Genomic DNA, 18,007 nt, shown 5'->3' with positions numbered 1-18,007 from the left:
TTGCTCCAACAACCTGCTTCTGGACATTGAAATCGACAATGCCGCGCGCGCTTTTTCCTTCCTTCGTCGAAGGGGGATTCGGCGCGTCGCGCGAGGTCTGCAGCGCTTAAGCAGCATGTCAAGGGCGACAATACTGGCTTTAATTTTAATCGTTCGGTCGACGAGCGATCAACGCATCAACAACGAGAGCGAACGGGCGAACAACGCGCAGGGTCCCGCACGCGTTTTCGGCGGCAAAACGCCCGAGGAGAAACCGCAACAAACATGGACGACGCTCCGCTTGCCGCTATACGCGCGTGACTTAAATGCAATGACGGTCAACGGCCGGAAATCTGTGGTTTTCAATTAGGGCTCACGATGATCTCACGGAAAAAATTAGCCTTTCTTCTGTCACTCATCCTCCCGTTCGCGCTTGTGCGCGCTCCCTGCCTCGCGCATGCGGCTCTCGTCTCAGCTTCGCCTCGCGATGGCGAAACGGTTCCAAGCGGAGAAGTCGTCATCCAACTTCGGTTCAATAGCCGTATTGACTCGAAGCTTTCGCGACTCACGCTTCTCAAGGCCGCAGATCCAGGCGTCGTTCAGCCTCTCGAAACGAGCCCAGTATCCGAAGGACTAAAAGCGAGAGCGCCGGATTTGCGTTCGGGCGCGTACACGCTCGAGTGGCAGATACTGAGCCTTGACGGCCACCTGACGCAAGGCAAGCTCAATTTTCGCGTGGAACGCTGATAATGCAATCTTTCATCGCGCTGTACGGTTTCTTGGATCTCGTGCTGCGCGCCTATCTCCTCGCGACGCAAGCGATCATCGTCGGTGGCGTAGCGTTTCTGACGCTCGTTCTGTCCCCTCTTGAAGGGAAACTAGACGCCGCAGAGGCGCCAATTGCGCGACGTTGCCTTCGCATCATTTTTTGGAGCTGCTGTGCTTCGGTCTTGGGCGAGATCGTTGCCGTGGGCGTGCTGACCGCGATGCTCGTCGGAACGTTGCAAGTGGACTTTGCGGTCGCAGCCAGCGCCGACGCCGTCGTCAGTCATTTCATCGCCATGATCCTGTCGGGCGCACTGGCGCTTTACGTCCGCCTCGGCGCCGGCGCCTTTTTCATGTGGAGGGGGGGCGCAGTTGCTTTAGCGTTGCTGCTGGTTTGTGCGCATGTGGGCGTGACACATGCCGCGAGCCGCCCCGTCGCCTCGGCGTTGCTGGTGACGACCGAGATTGTGCATCTGCTTGCAGCGGCGATCTGGATCGGCGGCATTCCGTTCTTGTTGGTCGCACTCGGAATGACGAAGAGCGGCGAGGCGCGGCGATTGATCGCCTCCAAATTCTCGCGGAACGCCATGTGGTCCGTGGGAGCGTTGATTGCTGCCGGCCTCTTGATGATGACGCGCCACACGTCGGATGTCAGCGCGTTGTATGAAACGAATTACGGAATGCTGCTCAGCACCAAATTCGTGCTGCTGTTTGGCCTGCTTTGCTTTGCCGCCGCAAATCTTTCAACAACGCGCAGATTGTGGCGGATTTCTTCCACGCCGATCAGAAGATTATTGCGTTTCTCTGAGGTGGAGGTGGGACTGGGTCTCGTTGCGCTGTTTTGCGCCGCCGCGCTCGCGTCCGCGTCGCTCCCAACGGACGGCGGCGCGGAGCGCACGAGCCTGTCCGAGATCACGGCGCGGTTCGCCCCGCGCTGGCCGAGTTTCCATAGTCCAGCGTATGCCGAGTTGTCCGCTGCGCAAACGCCCGCTGACGTCTCCAGCGTAGGCGAACCAGCAACGCCCAGCCCACCCAGCCCGGCGGACATCGCCTGGGCGGAGATGAATCATCATTTGGCAGGCGTTTTTGTTGTCCTCATGGGCTTTTTCGCCTTGCTGGAGCGCCATCGCCAAACCGCGTCGGCGGCGCGTAACTGGCCTTTGTTATTCTTGTTGCTTGGCGGCATTCTGATGGTTCGCGCCGATGAAACCGCATGGCCCCTCGGACCCATCGGGTTCTTCGAGAGCCTTCGTGATCCTCAGATCGTCCAACACAAAGTCATTGTGGTCCTTATTGCGACCTTTGCGATATTCGAATGGCAGGTACGACGCGGCCGCTTCAAGTCGGACTGGCCCGCCTTCGTCTTCCCGATAACGACCGGCGCAGCGGCGGCGTTTCTGTTGACGCACTATGGACACACGGAGGGCAAGGACGAGGTTCTGGTCGCGATCAGTCATACGCCTATCGCGTTGCTCGGGGTTGTCTCCGCGAGCGCGCGCTGGCTGGAAATACGTTTATCGGACAGCTCCGCGGGTCGCGTTGCTGGTTATGTTTGGCCCGTCGCATTCATCTTATCGGGCCTCTTGCTTCTGCTCTATCGAGAAGTGTGACGCGCCAGCCCCACAAACTTATAGTGCAACCGGGAAGCTGCCCTACCTTCTCCCGGTCAGAAAAAAGGCTTCCGTGGCGCCTTTGCCCTTGATTTCGAGGCCGTCACGCGGCGCCAAAATGAAGTCCCTGCCCAGATGTTTATAGGTCGATCCCGAAACCTGGATGCGGCCGGGCAGGCTGCTCGACTCCAGTCGGCTCGCGATGTTCACCGCATCGCCCCAGATATCGTAAACGAACTTGTGCGCGCCGATGACGCCCGCGACGACGTCGCCGGAGTTTATGCCCATCCTGATCTCGAGCGGCGTCGGCAATGTCTCGTTGAGACTGTCCAGTGTTTCGGCCATGGCCAACGCCATGTCCGCGACGGCGTGCGCGTGATCGTCCCGATCGCCGAAGAGCCCGCAGGCGACCATGTACGCGTCGCCAATCGTCTTGATCTTCTCGACGCCAAATTTGAGCGCGAGCCCGTCAAACGCCGAGAAAACGCGTCCCAATACGCCGACAAGTTCCGGAGCCGGCAACTTGGAGGAGAGCTCGGTGAAGCCGACGAAATCCGCGAACAGAATCGTGACGTCGTGGACATGATCCGCGATGACCGTTTCGCCGCTCTTCAGACGCGCGATGATCGGCGCCGGAAGAATATTGAGGAGAAGCTGCTCGGAGCGCTCTTTTTCGATGCGCAGCGCGTCGAGCGCCTCGCGCTCTCGGTCCCGTAGATGTTTTTTCTCCAGGGACGATCCGATGCGTGCGCGAAGAAGCACCGGATCGAAAGGCTTCGCGAGATAATCTTCGGCGCCCGCCTGGATGCATCTGACGATGGAGTCGATCTCGTTCAACGCCGATATCACGATGACGGGGATGTCGCTCAAGGCAGGATCCGACTTGAGGATCGAAAGAACATCGAAGCCGCTGATATCCGGCATCAGCAGATCGAGGAGAATGAGATCGAAGGGCGCCTCCCTCAACATCTCCAGCGAGCAAGACCCATTTTCAGCCAGCGCGACAGAGTGGCCCTGTCGTTCCAGACGGCGCTTCAGGAGCTCGCGATTGGACGGGTTGTCGTCGACCACGAGAATGCGGCTCGGCTGTACGGCGAGACTGTCGGCTTCGGCTTCTGAGATCGGCTGGACAGAAGCGACGAAGCGATGTGCGACCATGGCGGAGACCGGTCCCGAGCCGACTTCGGCGTCCGTCGCCGCCTCGGTTTCGGGGAGTGAAAAACTGACCAGGCCGTCGATACGCTCAAGCAGGCGCGACGCTTCCTCCAGAAGTCGATCGAGGTCCGAGACCAGCGCCTGCGCGCCGTCGACGCCCGCTGCGTCTTCCCGCAGCATCTCACCATATCCCTTGATGGCGTTGATGGGCGTGCGCAGATCGTGCCGCAAATGGCGACGATAGTCCTCGGAATCCTCGCCTGGCCCGCGCGTCGGCGCGCGCGACCGACTGACGAGTGACGCGATAACATCAATCAGCGAACGGCTGGCGGCGTGGATTTTCTCGAGGTCGTCGCGAAATTCCCCGTGACCGTTCCTTTCGGCCTCGTCCAGCAAAATTTCCGCATAGCCCGCAATCGCCTCTGCAGGTGCGCTCAGCTCCTGCTGCACATAAGCAAGCAGCGCGCGATCGCTCCTGTCGGCGGACGGCCGAAAGTCATGCGACGTCATCTTATTTTCCCAGAAAGCCGGAATGCGCCAACGCCCGCCGTCCAAGATGCATGACTCGTATTTCTCATAAATGTTTCAACCGGTGGGGCGCCAGAGTTCGCTGTGCGACGACGGCTACAGGATCGCGGCCGCGCATCGCTGGAGACATAGACTTCTAGACGACAATCGATCAGACGATGCTAAGCGCCAGATTGAATCAGGGCCGTGATCTTGCCCAGAAGTCGCGTGATCTCGACAGGTTTCGTGTCATAGTCGTCGCAGCCGGCTTCGATCGCCTTCTCCCGGTCCCCCGCCATCGCATGGGCGGTGAGGGCGATGACCGGAATCCTGCGCGTCGCTTCGTTTTCTCTGACCCGGCGAGCCGCCTCCCAGCCATCGATGACCGGCAGGCTCATGTCCATCAGGATGAGATCGGGCGATTCGGCGGCGGCCATGTCGACCCCTTGTTGGCCGTCTATGGCGATCACGACTTCATAGCCATTGCGCCTGAGGCGCCGCGACAGCATATCCCGGTTCATCTCATTATCTTCGACAAGCAAAATCTTCACCACCGACCCTGTCTCCGATGTCAATGCGCTTGGACGGCGTCCGCCGCGCTGGGATTGAGGCACTGACGCATAATCGTCACCAGCTCCTCAAGATAGTCATGGTCCTTCGTGATGATGTCGGCCCTGAATTCTTTCAGCTTGCGAATATCCTCTTCGCTGAGATCTTTCGCCGTGACGATGATGACCGGCAAATGGTCATAGGCGCGCCGCTTACGCAATTCTCGCAAGAAACCGAACCCATCGAGATTTGGCATCATCAGGTCGAGAAGGATCAGGTCCGGCGCCGGGTTCTCGGCGATCCAGTCGAGCCCGTCCCGCCCGTTGATCGTGGCTTCGGCCGTGTAGCCAGCGCCCGAAACGCAGCGGCAAAGAAGCTCGCGCGTCGCGGAGTCGTCCTCGATGATGAGCACCGTCGTTTCGCTCGAGACCCCGCAATATTGCCTCATCAAGGCCGTCAGGCGCTGACGGTCGATGGGCTTTGTCAAAAGCTCCGCCGCCCCGAGCGGAATCGCCAGAGCGCGCTCGTTGAGAATCGTCACCATGATGACGGGGATGTTCCGCAACTCGTCATCCTCCTTGAGCTGCCTGAGCACGCTCCAGCCGTCGAGCTGGGGCATCATCACATCGAGCGTGATCGCATTCGGCCTGTGCTGTCTCGCCAGGGCCAGCGCTTCCAGCCCGTGACGGGCGGCGATGACGTGATAGCCCTTGTTCTCCAAAGTTCGTGTGAGCAGGTCGCGCGCCGTCGCGTCGTCGTCGACGACCAGGATCGTCAGGAGTGGCCGGGAGGAAGTCGGCTCGACCGATTTTTTCGGCGCCAGGACCTCCTGCCGGTCCGGAAGCCTGATCGTGAAGGTCGCGCCTGCGCCCAACGCGCTCTCAACGGAGATATCGCCGCCGAGCGCCGCACAAAAATGCTTGGTGATCGCAAGCCCCAGCCCCGTCCCTCCGAAACGCTTCGTGGTCGAGGCGTCCGCTTGCGTGAAGGCCTGGAACAGTCGGGCAAGCTGCTCCTGCGTCATGCCGAGCCCCGTATCGGACACGCGGAAAACCACGGAAGCGTCGGCGTCGCGCTCGACGGTCAGAGCGACTTTTCCATGGCTCGTGAACTTGTTTGCATTGCTCATGAGATTGAGCAGGCACTGCTTGACCTTCGTTTCGTCGGACAGAAAGCCGCCAACGTCGTCGGGGCAGCAGAGCTCAAGCGCATTGCCGTTCTTGTCGGCGAGGGGCTGAACGATCGACAGGACCTCACCCACGAGCGGTCTGATCTCCACCCGCTCGATGAAGACGTCCATCTTTCCAGCTTCGATCTTGGAAAGATCGAGAATATCGTTGATCAGGCCAAGCAGGTGCCGGCCCGCGCTCTCGATCCTCTTCAGGTCCTCGATCGGCTCTGGATCGCCATTGTCGAGCGCGTTCTCCTGAAGCATCTCGCTATAACCAATGATCGCGTTGAGCGGCGTGCGCAGCTCATGGCTCATGTTTGCCAGAAAGGCGCTTTTTGTCTTGCTGGCTTCCTCGGCCGCCACCCGCGCGACGGACAATTCCTCGTTAGCGAGCTGAAGTTCGCGCGTGCGCGCCCGGATCTTTTCCTCCATGGAGTCGTAAAGTCCGCGGAGTTCGACGGTCATGGAGCGGATCGCCCTCAGCAGGAGACCCGTTTCGTCTCGGCTGCCAATCTCGAAATTTGCGTCGAGATCCCCCGCGGCGACCTTCTCGGCGACGCCGACAGCGGTCTTGATCGGCTTGGTGATCGTGCGCGCGACGCCCATGGCCAGAGCGATAATCGGCGGAATCATGAAGAACAGCAGCCAGAGCGTCGCCTCCTTCTGCGCGCTGGTGAGCGCGAAGGCCTCCTTCGTGCGCTGCTGTACGACCATGCCCCAACGAAACGACGGAACATAGGTCCACGAGGCGACGACGGGCCTGTTCAGGCGGTCATCGAAGAGGCCTGAGCCGTGGACGCCGGCGAGCGCCCGAGCGAGCGCAGGAAAAGCGCTGCCATCGAGCGGCGCCCTGATGCTGAAAGCCTTGGAAGCGTCGTTCCGCAGCGGGTTGACCACGACCATTTGGCCCTGATCGAAGCGGGCGGCGACCAGCACCTCTCCTGTCTCGCCGAGACCTGTGTAGTCGTTGATGAGGCTGTAAAGCTCCTGGTTATCGAGCTGGAAGACGACGACGCCAATCACGACGCCGTTTTCCAGAACAGGACCCGCAATAAAGGCGGCAGGCTCTTTCAGCCCCGGATAGATCTGAAACGCCGAAATTTCGGCCTGCAGCAATGTGCGCGCGCGATTAATCGTGTCCGAAAGCTCCGTTCCCTTGAGCGGCCCGCCGAGCGAATTTGGGTTGAAAAGGGCAGGGTCCGATTGCTCGAAAAGCGTGAAGCCTTCGGGCGAGACAATCGCGCAGTTGACATAGTTGAACGTGTCGGAAAAACGCTTGAGAACCGGGCCGTGTTTCGTGACAGCTTGGCGATAGGACTCGGAGTCTCTTCCGCTCGTCCTTATGGCTTCAGAAAATTCCCGAGTGGCCTCGCCAATTGAGGCGCTGTGCATCAGAGATTCGACGCTTCTGATTTTCTCAAGCGTCAGAGTCTCCAGCTGCTCCACTTTCTTCTTGGCGACAACCTGCAACGACGTCTGAATCGCCTGCTCGAGAGACTCTCGCGAGATGTCATAGGTTCGCCAGGCGAGGAGGCCGCAGGAGACGATATTGATCGCAAGGAACCAGAAGATGATCTTGGCGCCGATGGAGCGCCGGAGGAAATCGAGCCTGGGAAGCTTCATCGATCAGTCCGCCTCTGTCGGATTCGCCCATCTGCCGCCCCATCGGTTGTACAAGGCGGCAAGAAATTCCTCCCACTCGGCTTTCGTGCGAGTCGGCGGATAGGGCACGGGACGGATCGGACGATCAATCGTCCAGACAAGCTCGATCCGGCCATCAGTTTGAATTTTACCGACAGAGAAAGACCGCCAAGTATGCTGCGTGTAAGGATCAACCGACACCAGACCTTCGGGCGCATCGAGGGTCTCGGTCAGCATGGTGCGTTTGACCCTCTGTACGTCGAAGGACTGCGCCTCCTCGACCGCCTTTGCCCATAAGATGACGCTGAAGTATGAGGTCGCAATAACGTCGCCCGTCACACGGTTGGCGCCATATCTTTCTCGAAAGGCGCGAATGAACCGCTCGTTCGCCGGCTTCTTGATCGCCTCGAAATAGCTCCAGGCGCTGTAATGGCCTTGGAGGCTCGCAATCGGTAGGCTGCGAAGCTCTTCCTCGCCGATGCTGACGGAGACAACCGGCGCCTTGTCAGCGGAAAGCCCAGCGTCGGTCAGCGCCTGATAGAACGCCTTGTTGGAATCGCCCACGACCGAACTGATAATAACGTCCGGCTGCGCCAGCTTAATTTTTTGGACCGCCCGAGAGACGTTGGCGCTTCCGAAGAAAATATAGTCTTCGCCCACAAGCTCCGCGCCAAGCGCGCGGATCGTGTCCTTCATAATTTCGTTGATGCTGTGCGGCCAAACATAATCCGAGCCGATCAGATAGAATTTTTTGCCAATGTGATCGAGGCTCCATTTGATCGCCGGAATGACCTGCTGATTGGGCGCCGCGCCCGTGTAGATAATGTTGGGCGACTGTTCGAGTCCCTCATAGGCCATTGGGTAAACCAAGAGCTGACCGTATTTTTCGATAATGGGCGCGACCGTCTTACGGCTTGCGGAGGTCCAGCATCCGAAGATCACGGATACGTGTTCCTCGGTGATCAGCCGCTCGGCCTCTTTCGCGAAGGTCGGCCAATCGGATTTGCCGTCGGCGATGATGGGCTGAATCTTGCGCCCCAGTAAGCCGCCCTTCGCATTGATCTCCTCAATCGCGAGCAGCTCCGCGTCGACCATTGAATTTTCGCTAATCGCCATCGGCCCAGTGCGCGAATGCAGGATTCCGACCTTGATCGGCGCGCTTTCCGCCCTGAAAAGGAACATCGTCGCGGCGAATACCATCGCGGCGGCGATAGCGACTGCGATAAAGCCTTTCCACGCGCTGCGAGTGTCGAGGGCCATTGGCCGTATCCTGCTTCCAAGTCTGCTAAGATCGAACTGGGCGTCCTTTTACTCGATCGCCGCCTTACGTTCCATTTGCCGGTGGCGCTGCCCGTGTACACGGGCTTCCGCCAAGGGTTGACCCTGCGAAAGCGCGCTCCGCCAGATCGAGAGATTTGGCGCGTGACCAGCAAGACAGGGCAGGCGGTTTCGCCGCCGGTTCACCCTGGCTTGTCAGTTATCTTGCCGCGCCGGTTCGATTGGTCTCCCCGCGCAGCGATCGGCCGCGCGCCATTCCAAACGGTCCCTTGCAACGCCAACTAGCCCTCTCATAAACTTAACCGTCAGATCAGCCACGCCTCAAATAAATCACGCCGCTCGCTGCCTTATCGTCTTTAACGACCTACCAAGCGTCTGATGGCAAGAGGATCACTATGGAAAAAAGTCGCATCACGAGCGTGACTTCCGTTACCGTAATCCTCTTTATCGGTCTAACCGCCTGCAAGCTCGGACAAGCGGTCCTTGAGCCCGTGGCCTTCGCCGTCTTCATTATCGCGATTGCCTGGCCCCTGCAAAAGGCGCTGCAGCCAAAACTGGGGAAGGCCATTGCTTTGACCGCGACGGTCGTGATTGCCGCCGCCGTGATTCTTGCGCTTTTTTCTCTGATCGCCTGGGGCGGCCATGAGGTGCTGGAATGGGTCAGACAGAATCTCGACCGCATTCAGGAAACGGCGATGACATCGACATCGTGGCTCGAAGAGCATGACATTTTCGTCTTCACGCTCTTTGCGGAACATTTCAACACCGCGTCGCTGATCAGACTTCTTCACATGCTTGCCGTGAGAGTGAACACAGTTCTCGCCTTCGCGGTCATCGTGCTCGTCTATGTGATTTTGGGACTAGCGGAGACCGATGCGTTTCAGTCCCGAATTGCAGCGCTGGAAAATCAGGAGACAAGCCGGCGCCTGGTTGAAAGCGGCAGGAAGATCGGCGAAAAATTTCGCACCTATATGTTCGTTCGGACGATCGCCAGCATCGTGACAGGTCTCGCGGTATGGGGATTTGCTCAATTCATGAATCTGGAAATGGCCGGCGCATGGGGCGTGCTCGCCTTTGCGCTAAACTACCTGCCCTACGTCGGCTCCTTCATCGTCACGGCGCTTCTGCCGCTTTTCGCCTTCGTTCAGTTCGGAACCTTTGAAGCGCCCTTGCTCGTTTTTTTGGGCGTGACGGTCATCCAGTTCATCATTGGGAGCTATCTGGAGCCGGTGTTTTCGGGATCGGCTCTCTCGATCTCCCCTCCGATTGTGCTCTTTTCGATTGTTCTGTGGACTTTCCTATGGGGCGCCCTTGGAGCGTTTCTCGGCGTCCCGCTTTCGATCGCAGCTCTGACGATTTTCGAACAGTTCCCATCGACCCAATGGGTGGCGGAGATTTTGTCGGGCGGGCGGCGCGGGGCTTCGACCCGGCAAACGGCCTGAGCCGCGCGGGGCTTTGGCGCTTCGCTTGAAAAGTCTCTCGCCCGCCGCGTTGACGCGCGCTGTAAGTCTCGGCCGCGCGCGCTTGAAACGAGATGGCGCTGCGGCCGAATTCGGATAAGATAAACTGAATTCGCGCTAAGAGGCGTCCGATGCTTTGGCTGATCCGATTCATGGGCTTGCTTTCCCAAGCGATTTTCTTAGAGTTTTTGCATATCTTCGGTTTGATCGTATTTTTGCTCGCCATATTGCTGGGCTATTTCAGGGCTCCGTGGTGGATCGCGCCAATGCTCGCCGTGGCTAGCGGGCTGTTCGCAAACAGGTTCATCGATCTAAACTACCTGACGGATGTATTCCGCAGAGTGGCCTCCGCGAGCGACCGCTGGGCCTTCGTGATCGTCGTTTATTTGGCGATCACGATCGGCGGCTATCTCATCGGACTGCTGGGGCGTCTATTCCTGCGGCGCGTGAGGCGGTCCTAGGATTACGCTTGACGGGGTTCGCGGCCGGGTTGGTTCGTCGCTTCTTGACGAGGTCGAGCGGACCCCGCTGCTTCAACGACGCGACCGCTTTTTTGCGGGCCGGTCGCCACTTGGCGCCGCAGGCGTGTCGGGCGCTGCGCTGGGGAGGCGACGCGGCGGCGGAGCGGCCTGTGGCGGCGATTGGACGCGCGCTCCGCCTTGGTCGGTTGCGTCGCCGTCTGGCCGGGCCGGAAGATGCTCCTCGATGCGCTGCGCCATATAGGAAAAGAATGGGTTCGACGACATGCGCAGCAGCGCGTCCAGGCTGACGATCAGCGTCCCGCGCTCGCCGCGCGGCGCCAGCGAACCCAGGTGGACGCCAAAGTCGTCTGTTTGATCCGGCGTCAGGCCATAGAGGGAGTCGCTGAGCGGGAAGGGTAATGCGACATGCGAGAGCGAATACACGCCTTTCGGATACTGTAGCCCCAACGCTTGGGTCTGCTCGGCCGTGGCGCCGGCCTCAACGACGCGTTCGACCGCATCCTCGGTGCCTTCCCCGGCGTTCGTCACAACCGTTAGACGGTAATCCCTGACGCGAGGCGGCACGATGCGGGAGAGCGCGGACTCCGCGGAGGCGCGCAGCAGCGGACCGAATTTGACGTTGCGATTGAGGTCGAACAGAACGAGTTCGCTGCCGTTCGCCGGCAGATGATCGTAAAGCCCGGAAAGCACGGCCTGGGTGCTGACAGTGAAATCCATGACGGATTGGAACGTCAGGACTGGCGGCAGCGCGGTCAATCGACCCTCTCGACGCGCCAGCGACATTTGCGTTCCAAGCGCATCCGTCAGCAGGTAGGATTGGCGGGCGCCATTCACGGGAAATGAATTATATTTAAATGGATTGAACTCGGGCAGCACGCTGAGCCAGGCCGCCTTGGCGAAGGCGGGCAAAATCGCCGGCAGTCCCGCCAGGCCGGCAAAACGCGCAAACCGCGTGATCCCCACCATCGGCGAGAGCAGGATAAGACGGTCGACTCGAGAGAGACGCTCATCGTCGATGGCGTCGAGCGTATATTTTACCGCGAGCGATCCGCCGTTCGAGAACCCGACGACATGCAGAGGCGCCGGCTCAGGCGCGCGCCGCCGCGCCTCTCTCACGGCAAGACGCGTCGCGGCCAGCCATGTCTCCCACTCCACTTTGGTCAGAGCCGCGGGCACTGTGCCGTGCGCAGGCAGTCTGATCGCAACCACCACGAAGCCGCGATCACGGTAGCGCGTTGCAATATGGCGCAAACTATATGGCGAGTCGGTCAATCCATGCAGGAGAACGACGGCGCCGATCGGCGGTCCTGCGGGTTCGAGCAGATAGGACCGGTTCCAATTCCGCGCAAAATGACCCGGGTAGACCGGACTGCCCTCGAAATAGCGATTGAAGGGAACCTGTTCCTCTGGCGTCAACTGCTGGCTGACGTTGGTGCGCAGGGAAGCGAATATTTTCGCCTCCGCCTCGAGATAGGCCCCCCAATCGGCGGCGTCGATTTCTGTCTTGCTCAGCTCTTGCGGCACGTAAGTGTGCCAGACATCAAGCGGCAGTCCGCGCTGAGAGTTGTATATTCGCACCGCGAAAAACGTCACGACGAAAAGGCTCAGCAACGCCAAAAACCATTTGGCCATTTTCAGCGCCATGCCCAGCATCATGCATCCCCGTTATGCTTCGATCGGCACGCCGCAAGTCTCTCAACTGGCTTCCGCATCAAAACGCCGCGCTGCAGGTGAGCCGAGCATCTAGAGCGACTAGATGAAGAAGCGACGTTAATGCGCCGCGCCCGACATGCGGTTGCTCTCGCAAACAGCGGCAAGCGCAGTTTTCACGATCGCGCAGACTTATACAATCGACTCCACGCAAAAGCTGCTTGCCCAATCGAGGCTGCGCACACAGACTATAATTTATTTCGGACCCAAACCCAGCGGATAAATCGATCGGACGATCTGGACAGCGCTACCGAATCAAGCGCAGGGCGGGTTTGGATCCAGACTTGCTCGGTCTGACTGACGCAGAGGCGGAGGCCCATCGAACGCAAGAGCGCGCCGCGGTCGGCGACGGAGATACTGAATCGCCTCAACGAGATGTGTTCAACGCAGTTTTGCTCAAGGAGCTGCGCATGATCGCCTTGCTGCGCCGCGCCGCCAATCCCGGCGACAGAGAGGGCTCACGCTGGGCTGGCATGCGCATGCATCGGATCTCGACACAGATGATGACGAAGCTGAGCGCGTCTTCGAAGCTTATCGCCGGATGGGATTTTCTCTGCATGCTGCGCGACGAGGGACGCCGGTCGGCGCAAGATTTCCTTGAGCGGCATGAGCGCGACGTCGGAGTCCGCTCGACTCTCGACCTTGACGCGCTATTGGAGCGGGTCTGACGCGATGCGCCTTGCCGGCGTCAGGGATCAAGCTCTTGGCCGCTCGTGCGCACCGAGGCGTCGGCGCGCCGCAAGGGAGAAGGCTACGGCGACGCGCCCAGCATCCATGTCGACGCTACGCTGGATCAGACGATCCGCGACATGCGGCAATCAGAAAAGTTCTTGTGCTGATATTGGAAAGGAGCCCGATCGGGCCCCTTTGTTTTTGTCCGTTTTGTCCGAACGGCTTGGTTGGTCCCGACAGATGATCGGAATCAGTCGGCCGCTAACTCCCAGCCCAGCGCATTTTCTATCGCCATTGGACACATCGGCGTCGCGCGACTCCGTGCCGCGGATTCCATGTCCGGGTCCATTTGATGCATTTGCGTCCGGCAGGAGCGTGGAGCGTCGTCTTCTGTATGAAGGAAGATGCCGAGGCGCCGTCGACGTTGAGATCTGCCGTCGTGGACAAAACCGCCGAGCCCGAGGGGCTTGACGCAAATAAAACCGAAGCACAAGTAACCGCAAACAAATGCGTTTTCAGGTTCCGGCGCATTGAGGAAACTCCCCCTTTTTTAAGCAAACTGCTTACCCTTCAAGATTTTCAATCCTTGTCGATACAACGGGAAAGTCAAGCTTCCTGCGAGCAAACGCACTCTCTCGATCCTCAGCGTCGCCCTCGCGAACGGAGCGGCAAGACGGACGACGTATGTCTTTTCAGGTAATTGGCGCAAGTAACGCTCTGCGCTTCGCGGCGACGCACGCGTCGTTCATGTGGCGATTAGACGCGCAATCTCGTCGAGCGCTCTTTGAGGATCAAGCAAGCCGTCGTGTCGTTATAAAAAATTCGGAAGGCGGCAGCGCGCCGTTGCGGCTCTAAAAACGCTGTCGCCTTCCCCCTCCGGCTACGAAATAATCATCCATCTTTTCACCAATCAGAACCCCGCAGCTATCACATGAACGCACCTCAGATCAGAAGTCGCCATTGGGTCCCACTTCAAGCGAGCCACCAGGCTGGAGCCTGGGAGGAGCTTGACGCCGCTTATGGCGATTTCGGGCGCGCCTACCATAGTTGGCGCCATATCAGCGACCTCTTGCAAGCATTCGAAGAACTTGCCGCGCTCGCAGCGCGGCCCGAGCTAATCGCGACAGCTATTTTCTGGCACGACGTCGTCTATCGAACGCGCGGCCCAGGCGAATCCCGACGGGCGGATTTTTTGAACGTGCAAGACAGCGCTGATCTGTTTCAAAGCTATGCACTCATGAATTCAGCTGACGTCGAGGCTGTTCGCGAAATGATTATGGCGACGACCAATCACCTTGAAGCCAAGGCCAGCAAAGAACGTTATGTGGGGTTCTCGCGAGATCTGGACCTGTTCGTCGATCTGGACCTCAGTCCGCTTGCCCTGCCATGGGAGCAGTTCGCTGCAAATTTTCAAGACATACGCTTTGAATTCAGTTGGATTCCCAAGGAGGTTTTTAACGCGGGGCAGGCGGCCTTTCTCAGGAATCTTTTGTCGCATGAGGACAAGCTATTCCGACGACCGGAGACTATAAAAATGTGGCGGACGGCGGCGTTGGCCAACATAAGACGTTGCCTGAACAATCTCGCAACCGGCGATGTCGGTGCGCCGCAATGTCCGTGACATGACTCATGCTTTGACAATTGCTCTTGCGGAACCGGCCTTTCAGGTTTGCGAGCGAGCGCGGCGGGGCTGACACTCATAAAACATGTCAAAGTGACGCAGCTTGACGACGATCATGATTCTGATCAGGATTGTAGATCTCAGAAGAATATTGGGAGGAGGAAAAAAATGGATGTCGAGATTTCAGAAGACAGGAAACTGTCACGCCGCTCCTTCATCTTAGCGCTGTTTTCGGCGGCCGCTGTGATCCCGGCGGCGACGCTCGCGTCCTCCGATGCTGAGGCGCTGGAGTCAAACGAGCGGCAATTTACGACCTTCCATCACCAGCCGCGTGTGTCACGGCCCCGAAGTTCAGCGAGAGGGTCACGCCGTCATAGGCGCGTCGCCCGCGTGCGACGCACTGGTCCCACGCAGACAGCTCCCGAGGTTAAACAATAGATCTTGGCTCAATGACGCGCGTCGCTCCGAGTCGTGAGCGGCGCGCGCGACGTCGTCGGCCGACTTTGTCATGCGCACACTGCTCGGCAGGCGCCGACAGCAAAAGGCCGTCCTTCTAGCGGGTTTGAGCGAAGACGCCATAGGCCACGGACAGAACGACCGTCGCGGGCACCGCCAACACCACGCCCATCGTCCCGAAGAGCGAGCCGAAAGCAAGCATGCAGAAAAGCAGCACGACAGGCGGCACCATAAGTGAGCGGCTCTGCAGATAGGGCGTGATCAGATAGCCTTCGACGAAACTCGCGGATCCGATCGCAAGCGCCGCCAGGGCGGCGTTGTCCAGTCCGTGCGGCAACGCGACCAGCACCCCGACAATCATCGCGATGATCGAGCCGAAATAGGGGACGAACGCTAGCGCGCCGCTGATTGTCGCGAGCGCCAGCGGCGCTGGAACCCCGAAGGCCCAGAGAGCCGCCCCTGCGAAAAGCGCGTTCATGGCGACGACATAGAGTTGGATGAAAAGCCACTGCCGCAAGACGGCGCCTGAGCGGTCCAAAAACAGCGCCATGTCGGTGCGCCGCGACGCAGGCGTCAAGGCGAGTGCGCCAGCGGCGTACCGCCCTGGATCGGCGGCAAGATATGCTGCGCCTATGATCGTGAAAATGCCATAGCCGAGGCCACTGCCGACAGAACTGAGGAGAGCGCCGAAGTGTTGGGCGACCGGGGTCGTCATTTTGGAAAAGTCGACGTGCACCACGAATTTTTCGACGAAACGACCCCACGGGTGCTCTTCCACCAAGCGCTCGAGCATGGCGATCGCAGCGGGAATGTCGAGAGCGACCTCGTCATATTGACGCACGAGCTGACCGCCGAACAGCATCAACGCCACGACGATCGCTACGAGCGTGCCGAGCGCGACCAATCCAAGCGACATGCCTTGCGACAGACCGAGAAGCGCGGAAACCCGCCCGGCGACGCCATGCCAAGCGAGCGCCATGAGAATCGTCGCGAAAACCGCTGGGAGAAGATCCGTCAGTTGCCAAAGAACGAATACGACGGCCCCGGTTGTCGCCGCGACCATAGCCACGATGGCTGTTCGAGCGGCGAAGTCGTTCTGATCGATGCTCTTGGTCAGAAAATTGATCTTCATCTCGGACCCGCTCTGCTAGGACCAGGATATTAAGCGACCGCGCGCGTTAGAGAAAGAGTCTGGCGTCCGCTGATCAGCCAAGACGGACTGGAGCGGTGGATTCCGCGACGTCCATGTGTGGCGAAAAAAGCACGCGAACGGAAATTATCCCTTCATTCCTGAAATTGCCCGGAAAATCCCTGGATCGAGGCTACGCTTAGCGCAAGCCCGGAGCATAGGGATGAATTGCGCGAGCGGCGTTGCTGCAATCTGTTCACTATTGATGTCGCCGGAAGCGGTAGATGTTTCGAACCTTGCCGAGCAAGAAACTCCGAGAAGCGCGATCGCCCAGCCGTTGAGGCCGCCGCCCAGCGTTGAGTTCTACTCTTGGTCATGGGCTACGACTCGACGATCATGGTACGAGTGGCTCACTGCAACGGCTGCCATCGAATCTTCTCTTGAAGAGTCGGGCTGGCGTCTTCGCGCAACCGGAGGCTTCGGCGGATATGCTCAAGATGTGAAGGGGAGCGATGCAGAGAATGTCATAGCTTCCGCAATGGAGGTGGATGACATCGTGCTTCCCCATATCGGCACGGTAGGCAAATACTACGGGTCGGATGGTTTTGTCGGCGCACAGATCGGATACGCGCTCATCGATAAGAAATGGGAGGTGAGCGGATTTCTCGGGGTGGGAATAACCACTGAAGGTTACCTCGGCGCGAATATGCGGAGTCCTGCGCTGCGCATTCCGCCAGCCGACATAAGCGCTCTCGCCGCAACCGCATTTGGCGTTCTAGGAAGTCTGGAGTTAAGGGTCACGCCGAATGATCATCTGATGCTCTTCGCGTCGTCCATCTATACGACAGCATTTCGCTGGGGATATTTCGAAGTAAAGCCGGGCATCTTATTTCCCTTCAACGACTCGCTTCCCGTTTGGTTGAAAGGAAAATTATTTTTCGGGCCGCACACGGCGCTCAATTCCTATAAGGGCGAGCTTCAGCCAATGTTTGGAGCGCATATTACGCTCATGGAGATTAGACCGTTCTACGCGAGTCTTGCAGGCGGCTATGTTCGTGATCAGTCTAGCGGCCAGGGAGGCTATACGATTCTTGAGACAAGCGTCAGATTTTGAAATGGTTTTATGCGCATAGAACGCGCCGACATCGGGCTCTCAGCTTCCGGCCGCCTCCGGAAGTACGGATACTCCTCTCCCCACGGGCAGTGTTCACGAAAAAAGCTATCGACCTCAGCTGCGAACGCAGACGCCGGCACAATGAAATGAGCGTTTCGCACGCTCCTCGCTTGCCGTTTTTTCTTATCCAGTCCTTGAAGCGCTCGTCGCCGATGCACTGCGGACAAATATTTGGGTTCTCTTCGTCCTGGTCTGCCACGGCTGTTTCTCATCCGCTCAGACGGCGAAGGAACTTGTTTGGCTCATCGGAGCCACTCAATACTCCTTGGAAGGAAAAGCATATTGGCGCGCCCAAGGGATTCGAACCCTCTGACAGCACGTCCGACACCTTACAAAGCTTGCTCTCGGTGATCAGGGTTGGAGATAGAGAGCAGCGCGTCCGTCAGCTCGCCTATCGGGCGAAGGGGAGCGAAAAGGCCCAGCATGAGCGAGTTAGGCCGGTGTGCGATCACCATCTGGCCACCAAGCCAATTCTCTGAGTTAGACAAAAAATAGCAACGTTTGATTTGTTTTGGTGAGCGCGCTGGGGCTCGAACCCAGGACCCCCTGATTAAAAGTCAGGTGCTCTACCGACTGAGCTACGCGCTCGCTCCAGAGGCGGCGACGGCGGCGCCGAAGTCGACTGAGCGGGTCGGTCCGTTCGGCCGT

12 protein-coding genes, 1 tRNA gene and 1 pseudogene are annotated in these 18,007 nt (G+C 59.0%); 7 read left to right on the top strand and 7 right to left on the bottom strand.

Annotated features, from left to right (window positions below):
* Nucleotides 1-357: 357 nt before the first annotated feature.
* Nucleotides 358-726, top strand: coding sequence for a copper resistance CopC family protein (locus IYX23_RS10365; RefSeq protein WP_196392685.1), 369 nt, complete (start codon nt 358-360; stop codon nt 724-726).
* Between the two features lie 2 nt (nt 727-728).
* Nucleotides 729-2,354, top strand: a complete 1,626-nt coding sequence (locus tag IYX23_RS10360; RefSeq protein ID WP_196392686.1) for a CopD family protein — start codon at nt 729-731, stop codon at nt 2,352-2,354.
* Nucleotides 2,355-2,396: 42 nt separating this feature from the next.
* Here the strand turns inward: IYX23_RS10360 and IYX23_RS10355 are convergent, their stop codons facing one another.
* The 4 genes from IYX23_RS10355 to IYX23_RS10340 form a co-directional block, all read right to left on the bottom strand.
* Nucleotides 2,397-4,019: an adenylate/guanylate cyclase domain-containing protein gene (locus tag IYX23_RS10355; protein ID WP_196392687.1), complete on the bottom strand. Its 1,623-nt coding sequence runs from the start codon at nt 4,017-4,019 to the stop codon at nt 2,397-2,399.
* A 179-nt stretch (nt 4,020-4,198) separates the two neighbouring features.
* Nucleotides 4,199-4,570 carry a response regulator gene (locus tag IYX23_RS10350; RefSeq protein WP_196392688.1) on the bottom strand — a complete coding sequence of 124 codons (372 nt, stop codon included), beginning with the start codon at nt 4,568-4,570 and terminating at the stop codon, nt 4,199-4,201.
* Between the two features lie 17 nt (nt 4,571-4,587).
* Nucleotides 4,588-7,359 (bottom strand): response regulator, encoded by a 2,772-nt coding sequence (locus IYX23_RS10345; RefSeq protein WP_196392689.1) that lies wholly within the window; start codon nt 7,357-7,359, stop codon nt 4,588-4,590.
* A gap of 3 nt (nt 7,360-7,362) precedes the next feature.
* Nucleotides 7,363-8,637 (bottom strand): urea ABC transporter substrate-binding protein, encoded by a 1,275-nt coding sequence (locus IYX23_RS10340; protein WP_196392690.1) that lies wholly within the window; start codon nt 8,635-8,637, stop codon nt 7,363-7,365.
* Between the two features lie 413 nt (nt 8,638-9,050).
* Here IYX23_RS10340 and IYX23_RS10335 point away from each other — a divergent pair, with 413 nt between their 5' ends.
* Together IYX23_RS10335 and IYX23_RS10330 are read left to right on the top strand one after the other, a co-directional pair.
* Nucleotides 9,051-10,097, top strand: coding sequence for an AI-2E family transporter (locus IYX23_RS10335; RefSeq protein ID WP_196392691.1), 1,047 nt, complete (start codon nt 9,051-9,053; stop codon nt 10,095-10,097).
* 149 nt (nt 10,098-10,246) lie between these two features.
* The gene (locus IYX23_RS10330) at nt 10,247-10,576 is read left to right on the top strand and encodes a hypothetical protein (RefSeq protein ID WP_196392692.1); all 330 of its coding nucleotides are present in this window, start codon (nt 10,247-10,249) and stop codon (nt 10,574-10,576) included.
* A 72-nt stretch (nt 10,577-10,648) separates the two neighbouring features.
* Here the strand turns inward: IYX23_RS10330 and IYX23_RS10325 are convergent, their stop codons facing one another.
* The gene (locus IYX23_RS10325; protein ID WP_246716657.1) at nt 10,649-12,250 is read right to left on the bottom strand and encodes an alpha/beta hydrolase; all 1,602 of its coding nucleotides are present in this window, start codon (nt 12,248-12,250) and stop codon (nt 10,649-10,651) included.
* Between the two features lie 372 nt (nt 12,251-12,622).
* Between IYX23_RS10325 and IYX23_RS10320 the strand changes: the two are divergent.
* Both IYX23_RS10320 and IYX23_RS10315 read left to right on the top strand, forming a co-directional pair.
* Nucleotides 12,623-12,975: pseudogene (locus tag IYX23_RS10320) on the top strand (patatin-like phospholipase family protein); the annotation flags it as partial.
* 935 nt (nt 12,976-13,910) lie between these two features.
* Entirely contained in the window at nt 13,911-14,600 is a 690-nt protein-coding gene (locus IYX23_RS10315) for a hypothetical protein (RefSeq protein ID WP_196392694.1), read from the top strand.
* 553 nt (nt 14,601-15,153) lie between these two features.
* On the opposite strand, the gene IYX23_RS10310 is transcribed toward IYX23_RS10315, so the two are convergent.
* Complete coding sequence (locus tag IYX23_RS10310; RefSeq protein ID WP_196392695.1) at nt 15,154-16,188, bottom strand: AI-2E family transporter; 1,035 nt, start codon at nt 16,186-16,188, stop codon at nt 15,154-15,156.
* A gap of 220 nt (nt 16,189-16,408) precedes the next feature.
* Between IYX23_RS10310 and bcsS the strand changes: the two genes are divergently transcribed.
* Nucleotides 16,409-17,299, top strand: a complete 891-nt coding sequence (bcsS, locus tag IYX23_RS10305) for a cellulose biosynthesis protein BcsS (protein ID WP_196392696.1) — start codon at nt 16,409-16,411, stop codon at nt 17,297-17,299.
* 572 nt (nt 17,300-17,871) lie between these two features.
* Here the strand turns inward: bcsS and IYX23_RS10300 are convergent.
* Nucleotides 17,872-17,947 (bottom strand) — tRNA-Lys (locus tag IYX23_RS10300).
* Nucleotides 17,948-18,007 lie beyond the last annotated feature (60 nt).

Origin of the sequence: Methylocystis sp. L43, assembly GCF_015709525.1 — a bacterium.
Taxonomy (GTDB): domain Bacteria; phylum Pseudomonadota; class Alphaproteobacteria; order Rhizobiales; family Beijerinckiaceae; genus Methylocystis.
The sequence above is the reverse complement of the archived record's forward strand: the minus strand, read 5'-3'. Positions and strand labels throughout refer to the sequence as shown.